This is a genomic window from Microlunatus aurantiacus (genome assembly GCF_039536605.1).
Taxonomy (GTDB): Bacteria; Actinomycetota; Actinomycetes; order Propionibacteriales; family Propionibacteriaceae; genus Microlunatus; species Microlunatus aurantiacus.
Genome location: NZ_BAAAYX010000004.1, coordinates 499353 through 515637 on the forward strand (window position 1 = coordinate 499353; position 16285 = coordinate 515637).

12 protein-coding genes are annotated in these 16285 nt (G+C 71.7%); 9 read left to right on the forward strand and 3 right to left on the reverse strand.

Features of this window, described 5'->3' with window-relative positions; all coding sequences use genetic code 11:
- Position 1: 1 nt before the first annotated feature.
- Complete coding sequence (locus ABD714_RS10175) at positions 2 to 412, reverse strand: hypothetical protein (RefSeq protein ID WP_344812264.1); 411 nt, start codon at positions 410 to 412, stop codon at positions 2 to 4.
- A 165-nt stretch (positions 413 to 577) separates the two neighbouring features.
- Between ABD714_RS10175 and ABD714_RS10180 the strand changes: the two genes are divergently transcribed.
- Entirely contained in the window at positions 578 to 1597 is a 1020-nt protein-coding gene (locus ABD714_RS10180; protein ID WP_344812205.1) for an LCP family protein, read from the forward strand.
- A 22-nt stretch (positions 1598 to 1619) separates the two neighbouring features.
- Positions 1620 to 2960 carry an MFS transporter gene (locus ABD714_RS10185; RefSeq protein ID WP_344812206.1) on the forward strand — a complete coding sequence of 447 codons (1341 nt, stop codon included), beginning with the start codon at positions 1620 to 1622 and terminating at the stop codon, positions 2958 to 2960.
- A 68-nt stretch (positions 2961 to 3028) separates the two neighbouring features.
- Here the strand turns inward: ABD714_RS10185 and ABD714_RS10190 are convergent, their stop codons facing one another.
- Positions 3029 to 4522: a CCA tRNA nucleotidyltransferase gene (locus ABD714_RS10190; RefSeq protein ID WP_425562370.1), complete on the reverse strand. Its 1494-nt coding sequence runs from the start codon at positions 4520 to 4522 to the stop codon at positions 3029 to 3031.
- A 119-nt stretch (positions 4523 to 4641) separates the two neighbouring features.
- On the opposite strand from ABD714_RS10190, the gene ABD714_RS10195 reads away from it, so the two are divergent.
- The 6 genes from ABD714_RS10195 to ABD714_RS10220 all read left to right on the forward strand — a co-directional run bounded on the left by ABD714_RS10195 (position 4642) and on the right by ABD714_RS10220 (position 13917).
- Positions 4642 to 6816: a DUF6049 family protein gene (locus tag ABD714_RS10195; protein ID WP_344812207.1), complete on the forward strand. Its 2175-nt coding sequence runs from the start codon at positions 4642 to 4644 to the stop codon at positions 6814 to 6816.
- Positions 6809 to 10648, forward strand: a complete 3840-nt coding sequence (murJ, locus tag ABD714_RS10200) for a murein biosynthesis integral membrane protein MurJ (RefSeq protein ID WP_344812208.1) — start codon at positions 6809 to 6811, stop codon at positions 10646 to 10648. The genes ABD714_RS10195 and murJ overlap by 8 nt, the downstream gene beginning before the upstream one ends.
- Positions 10649 to 10651: 3 nt before the next feature.
- Complete coding sequence (sigM, locus tag ABD714_RS10205) at positions 10652 to 11371, forward strand: RNA polymerase sigma factor SigM (protein WP_344812267.1); 720 nt, start codon at positions 10652 to 10654, stop codon at positions 11369 to 11371.
- Complete coding sequence (locus ABD714_RS10210) at positions 11371 to 11847, forward strand: hypothetical protein (RefSeq protein ID WP_344812209.1); 477 nt, start codon at positions 11371 to 11373, stop codon at positions 11845 to 11847. Before sigM ends, ABD714_RS10210 begins: the two co-directional genes overlap by 1 nt.
- An 80-nt stretch (positions 11848 to 11927) precedes the next feature.
- Entirely contained in the window at positions 11928 to 12623 is a 696-nt protein-coding gene (locus ABD714_RS10215; protein WP_344812210.1) for an anti-sigma factor family protein, read from the forward strand.
- A gap of 157 nt (positions 12624 to 12780) precedes the next feature.
- On the forward strand, positions 12781 to 13917 hold the full coding sequence (locus ABD714_RS10220; protein WP_344812211.1) for an AI-2E family transporter: 1137 nt from the start codon (positions 12781 to 12783) through the stop codon (positions 13915 to 13917).
- 66 nt (positions 13918 to 13983) lie between these two features.
- On the opposite strand, the gene ABD714_RS23060 is transcribed toward ABD714_RS10220, so the two are convergent.
- Entirely contained in the window at positions 13984 to 14889 is a 906-nt protein-coding gene (locus ABD714_RS23060; protein ID WP_425562371.1) for a sigma-70 family RNA polymerase sigma factor, read from the reverse strand.
- Positions 14890 to 15268: 379 nt separating this feature from the next.
- Here ABD714_RS23060 and trxB point away from each other — a divergent pair, with 379 nt between their 5' ends.
- Complete coding sequence (gene trxB, locus ABD714_RS10230; RefSeq protein WP_344812213.1) at positions 15269 to 16258, forward strand: thioredoxin-disulfide reductase; 990 nt, start codon at positions 15269 to 15271, stop codon at positions 16256 to 16258.
- Positions 16259 to 16285 lie beyond the last annotated feature (27 nt).

The following is a 16285-nucleotide window of genomic DNA, read 5'->3' on the forward strand; positions in this document are numbered from 1 at the left end:
GTCAGCCCTGGGCCAGCCGCCGGGTCAGGAACTCCGACAGATCGCCGGTCTCACCGTCCCGGCCACCCTTGCCCACGATCAGCGGCGGCGGCGACGGGCGGAGCTGCACCCCGCGCAGGCGCTCCTTCAACCCGCCCGGCACGGTCAGGATGTAGTAGCAGCCGTCCTCGCCGACCGCGACCGACCGGTTCTTGCGGAGGTACCAGCCCCGCTTGTCGGTCTTGACGCTCTGGCCCGAGTAGAGGGTCGCGCGCAGCGGCTCCGGTCGCAGGCCCGCGGCCGTCGCCTCGGTGAGGAAGACGTCGATGAGCTCCTGGGCCTTGGCCGACTCCATCCGCTCCGCACCGGCGGCCAGCTCGGCCCGCACGGCGGCCTCGTCGGCCCGCGACGACCCCTGCTTGTCCTCGGCCATGGTCATGGCCCGACCCTACTGCCGTCGGGTCGGCCGCACGGTCCCGTGCGGCCCGACGCGGTTCCGCGCAAACCCCCGCTGACCAGCGCAGGTGCCTACACTCGAAGAGTTGCCCACAGTCGATCTGCCCACCCGGCCCGTCGACACGCCGAGTCCGAGGTAGAGATGTCCGACACCACGACGACGCCGGAGACGCCGGCCAGCCCGCCCCGCCGCCGACGCCGGTGGCTGAGGATCCTGCTCGTCGCGGTGGCCGTGGTGGTGGTCGGCGCGGTCGTCGCCGGCGCAGCGTACGTCTACACCCTCGACCGGAGCGTCACCTCCAAGATCAAGCGGGAGGACGTGCTGCCCGGTGAGGGCTCGGGTGCCTCGGCGCGGCCGAGTGCCGACCCGGCGGCAACCGGTGCCCTGAACTTCGTGCTCCTCGGCTCCGACTCCCGGGACCCCGACGACTCCGGCGCCGGTCGCAGCGACTCGATCATGGTGGTGCACCTCAACAAGGCGCACGACCAGGCGTTCATCACCTCGTTCCCCCGGGACATGTGGGTCGACATCCCCGGTCACGGCAAGGGCAAGATCAACGCCGCGTTCGCCTACGGCGGCACCCAGCTGATGGTGCAGACGCTGGAGAAGCTGCTCGGCACCCGGATGGACCACGTCGTGATGGTCGACTTCGAGGGCTTCATCAAGCTCACCGAGTCCCTGGGCGGGGTGACGGTCAAGAACAAGACCGCCTTCTCCTCGCACGGTTTCGACTACCCCAAGGGCGAGATCACCATCGCCGGCGAGGAGGCGCTGTGGTTCGTCCGCGAGCGCAAGAGCCTGCCCGGAGGAGACCTCGACCGGGCCGAGAACCAACGGAACGTGATCAAGGCCATCGTGGCCAAGGGCCTCAGCCCGGAGGTGGTCGCCAACCCGGCGGCCTTCACCAGCTTCGTCGGTGGCGTGGCCGAGCACGTCACCGTCGACTCCAGCCTGACCGACCAGATCATCCGGGACCTCGCCCTGTCGCTGCGGCTGACCGCCAAGGACATCACCTTGCTGCAGGCCCCGCTGTCCGGTTTCGGCACCTCGCCCGACGGCCAGTCGATCGACCTCGTCGACGAGGCCCAGCTGGCCGCCCTGGGCAAGGCGATGAAGTCCGACACCATGGCGGCGTACGTGGCGAAGTACGGCGAGCAGTAGCGGCCGCGCCTAACCTCGACGGGTGGAGTTCGTCCGAAGCCTGCGCCAGCTGGTCCGGCACCGGCTGTTCCGTCGGCTGCTGTCGGTCCGGGTCGCGACCCAGACCGCCGACGGCGTGCTGCAGGTCGCCCTGGCCTCGTTCGTGCTGTTCTCCCCGCAGCGGCAGCCCGACGCCGCCTCGGTGGCCACGGTCCTGGCCGTCACCCTGCTGCCCTTCTCGATCCTGGGACCGTTCGTCGGGGTGGTGCTGGACCGCTGGTCCCGCCGACAGATCCTGGTGGTGCTCGACCTCGCCCGCGCCGTGCTGGCCGTGGGTCTGGCCGCACTGGTGGGATCGGGGCTCCGGACGGGCTGGTCCGACGCCGCGTTCTACGCCGGCGTGCTGCTGGCCATGAGCCTCAACCGGTTCCTGCTGGCCGCTCTGTCGGCCGCGCTGCCGCACACCATCGACGCCGGCGAGTACATGGTGGCCAACTCGGTGATGCCGACCATCGGCCCGCTCGGCACCGTGGTCGGGGTCGGCCTGGGCACCACCCTGCGGGTCGTGCTGGGCAACCAGATGGCCGACTACCAGGCGAACGGCGTCCTGTTCTGCCTGGCCGCCGGTGGCTGGCTGATCAGCACGGCGCTCGCCCTGCGGATCCCCCGGGACGCCCTGGGTCCGGACCGGCCGGACCCGGCCCTGGCCCGTGACGTGGTCCGCGGTCTGGTCGAGGCGCTGGCCCACCTGAAGCAGCGCCGCCCCGCCGGCCTGGGCCTGATCACCATCGGCCTGCACCGGGTGGCGTACGGCGTGGTCACCGTCGCGATGATCCTGGTCTTCCGCAACTACCTGAACGCACCCACCGACGTGAACCCGGCCCTGGCCGACCTCGGGCTGTTGGCCGTCATCACCGCGGCGGGCTTCGTGGCCGCGGCCGCCGTCACCCCTCCGCTGAGTGTGCGCTGGGGCGTCCGGCGGCTGGTCGTCGTCGCCTTCCTGGCGTCGGCGGTCTTCCAGCTGCTGCCGGGGGCGATCTTCGCGAAGGTGCCGCTGCTGGTCGCGGGCTTCCTGCTGGGGATCACGGCCCAGAGCATCAAGCTGTGCGTGGACACGCTGGTCCAGGCCCACGTCGACGACGAGTTCAAGGGCCGGGTCTTCGTCCTCTACGACATGATCTTCAACGTCGCCCTGGTCGTGGCCGCCGGGATCGGCGCGGTCATCCTGCCGGCGAACGGGGTGTCGGTGCCGATCATCGTCGGGCTCGCGGTGGCGTACGCGCTGCTCGGGCTCGGGTTCGCCCTGGTCACCCGCCGGCTGTCGATGGACGAGGGCACCGAGTCACTCCGGGGCGAGACCGCCGAGCCGGTGGCCGGCGCCTGAGCCGGCCTGCCGACGCCGGCGGAGCAGGCGGACGCGCACGTTCGTCGGCACGGGCAGTGGGACGGGGGTCAGCGCGGGGTGGCCGTGTCCCGGGCGGCCCACCAGGCACGCAGCGCCTCCGCAGCGCGCTCAGGACCGAGCGGGCCCTCCTCGATCCGCAGCTCGAGCAGGAACCGGTACGCCTCCCCCACCTCGCGGCCGGGGCCGATGCCGAGGATCGCCATGATCTGGGTGCCGTCCAGGTCCGGCCGCAGCGAGGCGAGCTCCTCCTCGGCGGCCAGCTCGTCGATCCGGGCCTCCAGGTTGTCGTACGCGCGTCGGAGCCGGTCGGCCTTGCCCTTGTTGCGGGTGGTGCAGTCGGCCCGGGTCAGCACGTGCAGCCGCTCCAGCTGGTCGCCGGCGTCACGGACGTAGCGCCGGACGGCGGAGTCGGTCCAGTGGCCGTCCCCGTACCCGTGGAAGCGCAGGTGCAGCTCGATCAGCTCCGACACCGCCGCCACCTGGTCGGCGCTGTAGCGCAGCGCCGTCAGCCGCTTCCGGGCGAGCTTGGCTCCGACCACGTCGTGGTGGTGGAACGACACCTTGCCGGCCGCCTCGAAGCGACGGGTGGCCGGCTTGCCGATGTCGTGCAGCAGGGCGGCCAGCCGACTGACCAGGTCGGGCTGCTCCGACAGCCGCGACTCCAGGTCGATCGCCTGCTCCAGCACCGTCAGACTGTGCTCGTAGACGTCCTTGTGACGGTGGTGCTCGTCGCGCTCCAGGCGCAGCGCCGGCAGCTCGGGCAGCACCCGCTCGGCCAGCCCGGTGTGCACCAGCAGGCCCAGCCCGGCCCGCGGCCGGTCGGTGAGCACGAGCTTGGACAGCTCGTCGCGCACCCGCTCGGCCGACACGATGGCGATCCGCTCGGCCATCGCCGACATCGCCGCGATCACCCGCGGGGCGGGGGTGAACATCAGCTGGGAGGTGAACCGGGCCGCCCGCATCATCCGCAGCGGGTCGTCGTTGAACGACTGCTCCGGTGTCCCCGGGGTGTCGATCACCTCGGCGGCGAGGTGCGCCAGCCCGCCGTACGGGTCCACGAACCGGTGACCGGGCAGCTCGACGGCCATCGCGTTGACGGTGAAGTCGCGCCGGACCAGGTCGCCCTCGAGGGTGTCGCCGAAGCGGACCTGCGGCTTGCGGCTGTCGGAGACGTACACGTCGGAGCGGAAGGTGGTCACCTCGATCACCCAGCTGACGACCGCGCCGTTCGCCTCCGGGCCGCCGCCCGCCGGCTCGTCGACCCGGCAGCCGACGGTGCCGAACTCCTTGCCGATGGTCCAGACCGCAGGCGTCACCGACCGCAGGATCGCCTCGATGTCGTCGGGTCGGGCGTCGGTGGTGAAATCGAGGTCGTGACCGAGCTCGCCGCGCAACGCGTCCCGGACGCTGCCCCCCACCAGGAAGAGGCGGTGCCCCGCGGCGGCGAACAGCTCACCCAGGCGGTCGGCGACGGGGGCGATCCGCAACAGCTCGGCCACCGCGTTCGCCTGCGCACGGTTCAACCGATCGGCTCCAGACACGGGGGTCGATGCTAGCCGCTCCACGGGGGCCCGCCGGACCGTCTTCGGTCCGGCGCCGGGCAGGCCTGTCGCGAAAGGACGGATCCCCCGGGCCCGATCACTACAATCCACCTGGTGACGTGGGGAAGCAGGTGAGGGCCGTACGGGCGCTGCTGGCGACCCTGCTGGTCACGGTGATCGGCCTCCCCGTGCTCGTGGCCGCCCCGCTGCTGACCGCGACGACCGCCCACGCGGCGGAGCCGGAGGCGTGGGCCCGGGTCAGCATCGACCAGGTGAGCCCGGCCCTGCCCTCGCGGGACCAGCCCGACGAGAAGGTGACGCTCTCCGGTCGGGTCACCAACACCTCCGACGTCGAGCTGTCCAACCTGCAGGTGGCGTTCTGGCGCTCGCTGGACCCGATCGAGACGGCCGAGGGGATGACCGCCGCGCTCGCCTCCGCGGCGAACGACCCGCTGGGGGCCCGGGCCCTGGGCGGGTCCCTCTTCGTCAACGTGCCGTCGGAGGACGACCGGACGCTCGAGCCCGACGAGTCCACCTCCTTCACCATCACGGCGACCCTGGCCCAGCTGGAGCTGCCCGACATCGACGGGATCTACCTGATCGGGGTGCACCTGCGGGGCCGCACCGACAGCGTGGGACCCGACATCACCGTCGGTCGGGGCCGGACCTTCCTGCCGGTCGTGTCCGAGACGCCGAAGGAGAAGGTCCGCCAGACCTCGGTCGTGGTGCTCTCCAGCCGCCCGAGCCTGGTCCGGACCGGCTACTTCGCTGACGACCACCTGGTCGACGAGCTCAGCGGCGACGGCCGGTTGACCCGGCTGCTGGAGGCCGCTGGTGCCCAGGGGACCAGCTTCGCCATCGACCCCGCCCTGGTCCAGGAGGTCCAAGCCATGGTGGCGGGCTACCGGGTCCTCTCCGACGACGGCACCAGCCGCGAGGGCACCGGCGCCGCGGCGGCGCAGACCTGGCTCAGCCGGCTGGCGGGCCTGATCACCTCCGGCGACGGCTACCGGCTCCCGTACGGCAACCCCGACGTGACCGCCCTGGTGCACGACGGCGACACCGGACGGTTGCGGGAGGCCGTCCGGATCGGCGCCCAGGTGCCCGCCACAGCCGGTCTGCGGCTCCTCGTCCTGCCCGGCAACGGGACGGCCGACGAGGAGACGGTGCAGGCGGTGGCCGCGCTCGACCCCGCCGTCATCCTGCTGTCCGACGCGACCATCAGGACGGCGACCGCGATCGACTCCCCGGTGCTGCGGGGCCCGGCCGGCTCGACCCTGGTCCGCTACACCGCCGGCGCCTCCGGTGGTGGCCCCGGCCCGGCTCCGCGGAGCACTCCGGCGAAGGTGCAGCAGCGGATGCTGGCCGACACCTGGATCGCGGCCCGGTCCGCGCCCGAGGGCTCCCCGGCGGGACGCGTACGGGTGGTCACCGACCCCAACCAGACGGCCGGTCGCGACAACGAGGTGGCTGCGCCGTGGCTCGCCGGCGCCACCTTGACCCAGCTGCTGACCGCGACCCCGGCCGCCTGGTCCGGGGAGTACCGCTACACCGCCGGCGCCCGCGACGCGGAGCTGACGGCCGCCCAGCTGGCCGCGGCGCGGGGGCTGAGCGAGCAGTTCGGCACCTACACCGACCTGCTGGTGGAACCCCGGGTCGCCCAGGCCGACGCCGCCATCGCCCTGCCCCGCAGCGTGAGCCTGAGCTGGCGCGACGACGAGACCCGTTCGCAGCGCTACACCTCGACGGTCGAGGACTACCTGGACGACGTGCTCTACGAGCGGATCTCGCTCGGTGTCATCCCCCGGGTCAGCACCACGGGCCGGCTGGGCACCTTCCCGATCACCGTCCGCAACGACCTCCCGGCCGGAGCCGACCCCGACACCAACGCCATCAAGGTGCGGATCGTCTTCGGCTCCAGCGCCAGCCAGCGCCTGACGGTCGCGCCGATCGACATCGCCCGGGTCGACGCCGGCCAGACCGTCACGGTCGATGCGCAGGTGCAGGCCGAGACCAACGGCAGCGTCAGGGTGCGTGCCCAGCTCCAGTCCCCGGACGGGATCTCGGTCGGTCGCTCCAAGCCGGTCGAGGTGACCGCCACCCAGGCCGGGACCATCGGCTGGCTGATCGCCATCGCGGCCGGGATAGTGCTGGTCGGCACCACCGTGCTGCGGATCCGGCAGGTCGGTCGCGAACGGGCGGCGGAGGAGCACGAGCCGGAGCCGCTGGCCGTGTCACGACCCCCGGACCGGGCCGACGCCCCCGACGGCTCGAAGGACACCCTCGATGTCTGACCAGGTGCCCCGGTCCGAACCAACCGGGTCGTCCGAACCGACGGGCTCGTCCGAACCGACGGGCTCGTCCGAACCGACCGGGTCGACTCCCGCCGGGGACTCCTCGTCCCGACAGACCGACCGACAGGCCCGCTCCCGGCTGATCTCCTCGGGTGCGCTGATGGCCGCCGGGACCGCCGTCTCCCGGGTGCTCGGCTTCGGCCGCTTCGTGCTGCTGGTCATCCTGTTCGGCAACGGCACCCGGCAGGCCGACATGTTCACGCTGGCCAACACGGTGCCGAACAGCATGTACATCCTGCTGGCGGGCGGGGTGCTGAACACCGTCCTGGTGCCGCAGATCGTCCGGGCGGTGAAGAAGGACGCCGACCGGGGCGAGGCCTACACCAACCGGATCATGACGCTGGGGCTGATCGCCCTGTTCGTCATCACCCTGGTGCTCACCCTGGCCGCACCGGCCATCATCGCGCTCTACTCCGCCGGTGGCTGGAAGGACCCGAGCGTCGCCGCCCAGTACCAGTCGATGGTGGCGCTGGCGTACTACTGCATGCCCCAGGTCTTCTTCTACGGCGCCTTCGTGCTGGCCGGTCAGGTGCTCAACTCCCGGGACCGGTTCGGTCCGATGATGTGGGCCCCGATCGCCAACAACGTCGTCTCCATCGGTGTGCTGCTGCTGTTCCTGGTCACCTTCGGCCAGACGTCCACCGGTGCCGCCTTCACCCCCGGCCAGGAGGCCCTGCTGGGTGTGGGCTCCACCGTCGGGGTGGCCGCGCAGGCGGCGATCCTGCTGCCCTACCTGCGCTCGTCGGGCTACCACTTCCAGCCGCGCTTCGACTTCCGCCGGACCGGGCTCGGCCACACCCTGCGGCTGGCCAAGTGGGTGCTGGGCTACGTCCTGGTCACCCAGCTCGCACTGGTCGTGGTCAACAAGCTGGCCACCGCCGCCACCATCCGGCAGGACGGTGGCGGGCTCGCGGCGTACGGCTACGCGTACGCGATCTGGATCCTGCCGCACTCGCTGATCACCGTCTCGCTGGCCACCGCGATGCTCCCCAGCGCCTCCCGGCTCGCCGCCGCCGGTGACCTGAAGGGAGTCGCCGAGGAGGCGACCCGCACCATGCGGCTCGCGCTGTCGGTGCTCGTGCCGACCTCGGTGGCGTTCGTGGTGCTCGGGCTGCCGATCGCCCAGCTGGTGTTCGGCTTCGGCCGCGGGGCCCAGGACTGGCAGTTCACCGGCTACGCCCTGATGGCCCTCGGCGTGGGTCTGGTCCCCTTCACCCTGCAGTACGTCTGCCTCCGAGCGTTCTACGCGCTGGAGGACACCAAGACGCCCTTCGGGATCCAGGTGGTCATCGCCGCCGCCAACGTGGTGCTGGGCGCCGGACTGGTGATCGCCCTCGACTCGCCCCCGCTGGTGGCCGCCGCGCTGGCCCTCGGCTACTCGCTGGCGTACGTGGTCGGCGTCTCGCTGTCCTACCGGCGGCTGCAGAAGTCCCTGCCCGACCTGGCCCTGCGGCCGGTCCTCGCGCTGATCGGTCGGACCTTGGCGGCGACCGCCCCCGCGGCCGCGATCGCCTGGCTGGTCCAGCGCCTGATGGCCACGGACAGCCAGCTGTCCCGGGCCCTCGCCCTGGCCGTCGCCGGCCTCATCGCCGTCGTCAGCTACGCCGCCCTGGCCCGGGTGCTGAGGATCGCCGAGGTGACCGACATCGTGGACACGGTCCTGCGCCGCCGTCGGGGCGCACCGGCGTCGGCCGCCCCCACGGACGAGGGCAACCCCACCGCCGCGGTCGCGGAGGAGGCCCTCGGGGCGGACGGGGCCACCGGGACGGGAGTGACCCCGGGGACCGCTGGGACCGGATCCGGGCCGACGAGTCCGCACGATCGGGACGACTTCGGCGATTCCACCATCCTCCGGCCGGTCCTCTCGCCTAGCATCGGGACATCCGCCGATGCCACTCCCGTGGCCGGCCCGACCGAGAACGCGGATCACATGGTGACCTTTGCCGGCGCGAACCGGATGACCGGCCCGGCATCGGCCCCGCCCTCGGCACCAGGCCCGACCGACGTCCTCGGCGGGGTGCCGGCCACCCCCGAACCGCTCGACCCGGCCGGGGACGACGGTGCCGGCGGAGCCAGCGGCGACAGCCTCACCCCCGACGCCTCCCCGAGCACCCTGCCCGCGATCGTGACCAGTGCCGGCACGGTGCTGGGCTACCGCTACCGGATGGAGGAGCTGCTCGCCGAGTCGCCGCGCTCGGTCACCTGGCGTGCGTTCGACCTGGTGCTGTCCCGCTCCGTGGTGGTCCACCTGCTGGCCCCGTTGGACCCCGAGGCCGCCGACATCCTCGAGACGGCCCGCCGCGCCGCGCTGGCGGTCGACTCCCGCTTCCTGCGCGTCCTCGACGCCGTGCACAGCGACGATCCCGAGCTGGGCTCGTACGTGGTCTGCGAGTACGCGGTCGGCCGGTCGCTGGAGGTGCTGCTCAGCCACGGCCCGCTGTCGGGGCTGGAGTCGGCCTGGGTCGTCCGCGAGGTCGCCGACGCCCTGTCCGGGGTGCACGGACTGGGTCTGCACCACCAGCGGATCAACCCCGACACCGTCATCCTCACCCCCGACGGTCACGTCAAGATCGTCGGGCTGCTGATCGAGGCGGCACTGCGACCGGCGCCGGGCAACGCGCTGCCGCGGGCCCCCCACCTCGGTCCGGAGCAGGCCGACGTCGTCGACCTGGGCCGCCTGCTCTACGCCTGCCTGGTCTCCCGCTGGCCCGGTGGACCGGCCTTCAGCCTGCCCGCCGCCCCTGTGGCCGGCCGGCACCTGATGAGTCCCCGCCAAGTGCGCGCCGGGGTCTCCCCTGCGCTCGACGTGGTCTGCGACCAGATCCTGGGTGACCCGCCGCGGCATCGCGCCGCGCGCCTCGGCTCGGCCAACGACGTGGTCAACGCGCTGACCAAGGTGCTGGGTTCGGCCGACGCCTCCGCCGACCTCGAGCGCCGGCTGCGGCAGCCCATCCCCAAGGTCACGTCCACCCCGCCGATCACCATCCCGTTGCACGCCCGGTCGGCCGGGTCGATCACCTCACCGGTCACCCGCTCGGCTCTGAGCCCGGCGCACGGGCCGAACGAGGACTCGGTCCGGGTCACCCTGATCCGGCAGCCGACCCCGCCACCCCCCACCCGGTCGCTGCGCAAGCCGGCGAACGAGGGGCCCCGACCGCGCCGCTGGCTGGCGCTGGTGGCGGCCATGGGGTTGCTGCTGCTCGCCACCGGCATCGGGTCGGCGGTCGTCCTCAACCAGCGGGATGGCGGCGCCCAGCCCGGTCAGCCGACCACGACCGGCCAACCCAGTGCCGGCCCCACCGCCGGGCCACTGCCGGTCGCCGCCGTCCGCACCTTCGACCCGCAGGGCGACCCGCCGAACGACGAGAACAACGGTGAGGCGAAGCTCGCGGTCGACGGCAACCCGGAGACGCGGTGGCGGACCGTGAAGTACCTGGGTAACCCCGATCTCGGTGGGCTCAAGCGTGGCGTCGGCCTCGTCGTCGACCTCGGCAAGCCCGTCGACGTCACCGGCGTGAACCTGCGGCTGAGCGGCAACGGCACGGACGTGGAGGTCCGGGTGCCCAAGACCGACCCCGCGACGGTGGGCAAACCGCCGCTCGGATCCGACGGCCAGTGGCGTACCGTGGGGAAGCAGGCCAAGGCCAAGTCGGCGGCGGCGATCGAGCTGAAGGACCCGGTGACCACGCGGTTCGTCCTGGTCTACCTGACCTCCTTGCCGAAGGAGGGCAGCGGCTACCGGGGCGGGATCTACGAGGTCGAGGTGGTGTAGTTGGTGCGGGGTGGCGCCGGTGCTCCGACGAGCCCTCCGGATGTCGCCCGGTCGGCCACTGTCCTGCCCGTAGCCACCACTGCCCCGGCCGACCTGCCTGACGGAGACGCCGCCCTGCTCGCCGCCCACGTGGCGGGCGACCCGAACGCCTTCGCCACCCTGGTCCACCGCCACCAGAACCGGCTGTGGGCCGTGGCCCTGCGGATGATGCGCAATCCCCACGACGCGGCCGACGCCCTCCAGGACGCCTACCTGGCCGCCTTCCGGCGGGCGAACGGCTTCCGGGGCGAGTCCCAGGTGAGCACCTGGTTGCACCGGATCGTGGTCAACGCCTGCCTGGACCGACTGCGCAAGCAGCAACGACGGCAGTCGGAGCAGCCGCTGCCCACCGATCCCGACCGCACCGCCGAGCTGGTGGCCGAGACGGTCCCCGACCCGGTCGAGCAGCAGGAGCTGCACGATCACCTGGCGTCCGCCCTCGCGCAGCTCAACGACGACCAGCGCGCCGCCCTGGTCCTCGTGGACGTCGAGGGCTACCCGGTCGAGGAGGCGGCGGCCCTGCTGGGTGTGCCGGCCGGCACCGTGAAGAGCCGCTGCGCCCGCGGGCGGGCCCGGTTGGCCGTGCTGCTCCGGCGGCGGGCGACCGCCGACGACGTCGGCGACGTCGCTGATCGAGAACGCATCCGGGATCGCGTCCGGAACGACGGTCGGGGGGTGCGCTGATGGCGGCGCCGCTGGAGCTGTCCTACAACTGGCGGGCACCCCTGGTGTTCGCCACCGTCGCACTGGTCGCCTGCCTCGGCATCCTCGCGCGCGGCCAGGCGGCCGGCTGGGTCTCCGCCGGGGTGGTGCTGGTGCTGGGCTGGGCTCTCTACTGCTGTGTGGTCTGGTTGCGCACGCGCTCGTACCTGCTGGTCGAGGGTCGGGTGCTGACCACCCGGCGGTGGCGCGACTTCCAGCGCGTCGAGGCGTCCCAGCTCTGTGCGGTCAGGGAGCTGCCCACACCGGCCGGACCCTCGTACCGGCTGGAGGTCGAGCGCGACGGGGAACGTGATCGGGTGACGGTGCCGACGGCCCTGCTGCTGCGCGGACCCTCGACCCTGTTCACGTGGATACTGGCGCAGGCGCCGCACGCGACCTTGGACAAGCGGTCGCGTCGTACGCTCGAGCTGCTGCAGACCCGAGGGCTGGTCGAATGACCACCCCACCACTTCCCCCCGACGAGCCCCTCGTCCCGCCCACCGCGGAGCCCGGGCCGCCGCCCGACCAGGAAAACCCGATGCCCGACCATCTCGCGCTCGACCATCCCACGATGGACGATCTCGCCGACCTCGCCGTCGGTGAGCTGCCGGGCGACGCCGTGGCCGCGACCGAGCAGCATCTGGCCGGCTGTGCGGCGTGCCGCACGGAGCTGGCCGAGCTGACCGCGGAGCTGGACCTGATCTCGGGTGACCTCGCCGCACTGCCGCCGCTGACCATGCCGGTCACCGTGGCCGCGCGGTTGGATCGGGTGCTGTCGGGCGAGACCTCGACGGTCACCCCGTTCCGCCGGCCGGCGCCGCTCAAGGCCGGCGCGACGGCCACCTACGTGAAGCAGACGGGGGTGATCCGACTGATGCTGGCGGCCGCCGTGGCCGCCGCCGTCGTCGGGTTCGGGGGCTACGTGGTGAGCGCCTCGGCCGGACTGAACGAGCCCTCGGCGGTCTCCCCGGCCCAGGTGCACCCCGAGGCGCTGGCCGAGCAGGCCAGGACCCTGGCCGAGGACCGCGACCTCGACCCGCACCTGTTCTCCGCCGCGTGGCGGTGCGCCCGGGAGGTCACCAACGGCCGGATCACCGGCATCACCCCGGTGTACGTCGCCGGTGAGCAGAACTACCTCGTCTACACCCGGGTGAGCGGGCGGACGTACGCGACGCTGGTCACCGGCTGCGGAGAGAACCCCTCCGCCGGTGAGCGGGTGGCGCTCTCGGAGTAGGAACCCCCGCGGGCCGTTGTCCGGTCAGCGGATCTGCACCGGGAGGGTGGCCGACAGCGCCGTGAGGGTGCCTGCTCCGACCTGACGAGTCGTCGAGGTTTGCCGGGTGAGCCGACGGGTACTCGAGAGAAGCTCGAGTGCTTCAGAGGAGACGGACATGACCAAGAAGATCGTTGACGTGCAGGCCGATCCGGATCCGATGCCGGTAGCAGGGCAGCGTCCAGGACCTCCGTTCTTCGCGGTTCTGGTCGTCGCCGGCGCGATCGTCATCGGTGCCGGGCTCCAGTCGGCGGCCAGCATCGTTGCACCACTGTTCTTGGTGATCACCCTGGTGATCACGGTGGCGCCGCTGCGACACCTGCTCGTCGCGCGACGCTGGCCGTCGTGGCTCGCCAGCGCGGTGACCTTGCTGGCCATCTACCTGCTGATCGGGCTCATCCTGGGGTCCGTCGTGTTCGCCGTGGTACGGCTGGTGGACACGCTGCCTCAGTACGCGCCGGCATTTCAGCAGATCCTCGCGTCGGCGCTCGGCGTCGCTGGGCAGCTGGGCATCGGGCAACGCCAGATCGAGCAGCTGGCCTCGTCGGTGCAGCCCAGCAGCCTCGCGGGCCCGGCGCAGGCTCTCCTCAGTGGCGTGAGCGGCGGGCTGTCGCTGCTGGTGCTGATCGTGACCGTGGTGATCTTCCTGGCCTTCGAGTCGGGGACGATGTCGGACCGGCTCGCCGTCATCCGTGGGACCCGTCCCCACATCGCCGAGGGTTTCGTCAACTTCGGTCAGCGCGTCCGGAAGTACTGGATCGTCACCACGATCTTCGGCCTCATCGTCGCTGTCCTGGACGTGATCGGTCTGCTCATCATCGGAGTTCCGCTGTACCTCACGTGGGGTGTGCTGGCGTTCGTCACCAACTACATCCCGAACATCGGCTTCATCCTGGGTGTCATCCCCCCGGCGCTCATCGCCTTGTTGGACGGCGGCGTCGGCCCGGCGATCGCGGTCGTCATCGTCTACACGGTGATCAACATCGTGGTCCAGACGATCATCCAACCCCGGTTCACCGGCGACGCCGTCGGAATCAGCGCAGCTGTGGCGTTCTTGTCCCTCGTCGTGTGGGCCTACCTGCTCGGGACGCTCGGCGCCCTGCTCGCCATCCCCGCCACCTTGTTCGTGAAGTCGCTGCTGCTGGACAACTCGGTTCCCGCCAGCTGGGTGAACGCCCTGGTCACGTCGTCGCCGAAGAAGGACAGACCGGCGGGAGTCCGACGGACCGGACGGAGCACCGTCGGCACCGGCTGACCTGACTCCGAGCTCAGCGTCGCTGAGTGCCGCACCGTCCCAGCACCCCGCCCGCTGTCCTGCGGGTCATGCCGCTGAGGCCGGTGGCAGACCCGGACGCGCGGTGGCGTGGTCCGAGCCACGACCGCCGTGGGCTGCCGATGCCCTCGTCGCCGCGGGTGTGGAACGAGCCCCGCCATCCCGGGGTGACGACCCCGGCGTGGTGGCCGGCACGGGCTCTGTCGCGAGGAGCTCCCGCAGACGGGTCAGGGTCCGGCTGAGCAACCGGGAGGCCTGCATCTGGCTCACGCCGAGCTCGTGCGCGATCTCCGCCTGCGTACGGTCCTCCCAGAACCTCCACGTCATGAGCCGCTGCTCAGACAGCTCGAGCTGAGGGAGGAGTCGCTCGACGACCATTCTCGACTCGCACTGCGGGAAGCCGCGGTCCGCGTACCCGACCTCACGCAGGGGGCGGCGCTCGTCGTCGAGTGAGCTGACGCGGTAAACCTGGCTGGCGTGGAGGGCGCGGTCGATCTGGATGACGGGATGCCCGAGACGAGCGGCGAAGTCCTCGCGTCGGGGCTCGCGGCCGGAATCCTGCGCAGCGGCGGACCAATCCGCGCCGATCTGCACGGACAGCTGCTGCAGGCTCCGAGGGGGCCGAACACTCCAGCCGTGGTCGCGGAAGTGCCGCTTCAACACGCCCGTGATGGTCGTGCTGGCGAACGGGCCGAACGCACCGATCGACGGGTCGAAGCGGTGGGACGCCTCTACCAAGCCACACCGGGCCACCTGCTGGAGGTCGTCGGCTTCGACGCCACGACCGCGATACCGACCAGCCAGGGCATCCGCCAGCCACAGGTGCTCGAGAACCAGCTGGGTCCTGTTCTCCTCACCGGCACCACCGTCGACGCCGCCGGGAGGAAGATGGCTTTCGCGGACTTCGTGCACAGCAGAGCGCCCCTTCGGAACAGTGGCACGCTGCTGAACCACGGGATCGTGTACGACTCAGATTTACGTTGTAAGCCTTGCAGGCCTCAACCTTAGATCCGCCCCGGGGCGGCTGCTACACCCTTACGGGTGGTAGAGCATCAGGCAGCTCTTCAGGGTGACGAACGAGGGGCCGTCGTAGGAGGAACCGCTGAGCGAGAGGGTCCGATGACCCGCGGGCCGCCCGCGATGAGGCCCGGTGACCGGACCCCGTCCGGCGCCGCTGTCGAGGACGACCCGGGGTCCCGGCCGCTGCCGGAATAGCCTGCGCCCGCTCCACGTTGGGCGGGCTGTAGGACGCACGCCCGCTGTAGGGTTCCACCACCGACACGGCGGACCGCGTACGAGGCAGTCTGAACGACGAGATCCGAGAGCAGGACCGATGACCCACACCCCCACCGAAGTCCGCGACGTCATCATCGTGGGCAGCGGACCGGCCGGTTACACCGCAGCCGTGTACGCGGCCCGGGCCGACCTGAAGCCGCTCGTCTTCGAGGGCTCCATCACCGCCGGCGGCGCGTTGATGAACACCACCGACGTCGAGAACTTCCCCGGCTTCGTCGACGGCATCATGGGCCCGGAGCTGATGGAGAACATGCGGGCCCAGGCGGAGCGCTTCGGCGCCGAGCTGGTGACCGAGGACATCACCGAGATGGACCTGACCGGACCGATCAAGACCGTCACGGACGCGTACGGCAAGACCTTCGCCGCGCGCACGGTGGTCCTGGCGACCGGCTCGGCCTACCGCAAGCTCGGCATCGCCGACGAGGACCGGCTGTCCGGCCATGGCGTCTCCTGGTGCGCGACCTGCGACGGCTTCTTCTTCCGCGACAAGGACATCGCCGTGGTCGGGGGTGGCGACTCCGCGATGGAGGAGGCCACCTTCCTCAGCCGGTTCGCCCGGTCGGTGACGATCATCCACCGTCGCGACCACCTGCGGGCCAGCAAGATCATGGCCGCCCGGGCTGAGAACGACCCGAAGATCTCGTTCGCCTGGAACAGCGCGGTCACCGAGCTGCACGGCCAGAAGTCGCTGGAGTCGGTCACCCTGCGCGACACCGAGACGGGCGAGGAGCGCGAGCTCGCGGTCCAGGGTCTGTTCATCGCCATCGGCCACGACCCCCGTTCGGAGCTGATCCGCCACCAGGTCGACACCGACAGCGAGGGCTACGTGCTCACCGACGCCAAGAGCACCCGGACCAACCTGACCGGTGTCTTCGCCTGCGGCGACCTGGTCGACCACACCTACCGTCAGGCCATCACCGCGGCCGGGTCCGGCTGTGCGGCCGCCCTGGACGCCGAGAAGTACCTGGCGGACCTGCACGACACCGCTGACTACGTCGCCGCCCTGGCCGACACGGTCACCGTCTGACGCCGATCCGAGGTCGCGACGCTGTCA

What these genes read in the sequence shown, in the direction of transcription:
- ABD714_RS10180 (WP_344812205.1), top strand. Translation starts at nt 578, where the DNA reads ATGTCCGACACCACGACGACGCCGGAGACGCCGGCCAGCCCGCCCCGC.
- trxB (WP_344812213.1), top strand. Translation starts at nt 15,269, where the DNA reads ATGACCCACACCCCCACCGAAGTCCGCGACGTCATCATCGTGGGCAGC.
- ABD714_RS10210 (WP_344812209.1), top strand. Translation starts at nt 11,371, where the DNA reads ATGGCGGCGCCGCTGGAGCTGTCCTACAACTGGCGGGCACCCCTGGTG.
- ABD714_RS10220 (WP_344812211.1), top strand. Translation starts at nt 12,781, where the DNA reads ATGACCAAGAAGATCGTTGACGTGCAGGCCGATCCGGATCCGATGCCG.
- murJ (WP_344812208.1), top strand. Translation starts at nt 6,809, where the DNA reads ATGTCTGACCAGGTGCCCCGGTCCGAACCAACCGGGTCGTCCGAACCG.
- ABD714_RS10215 (WP_344812210.1), top strand. Translation starts at nt 11,928, where the DNA reads ATGCCCGACCATCTCGCGCTCGACCATCCCACGATGGACGATCTCGCC.
- ABD714_RS10175 (WP_344812264.1), bottom strand. Translation starts at nt 412, where the DNA reads ATGGCCGAGGACAAGCAGGGGTCGTCGCGGGCCGACGAGGCCGCCGTG.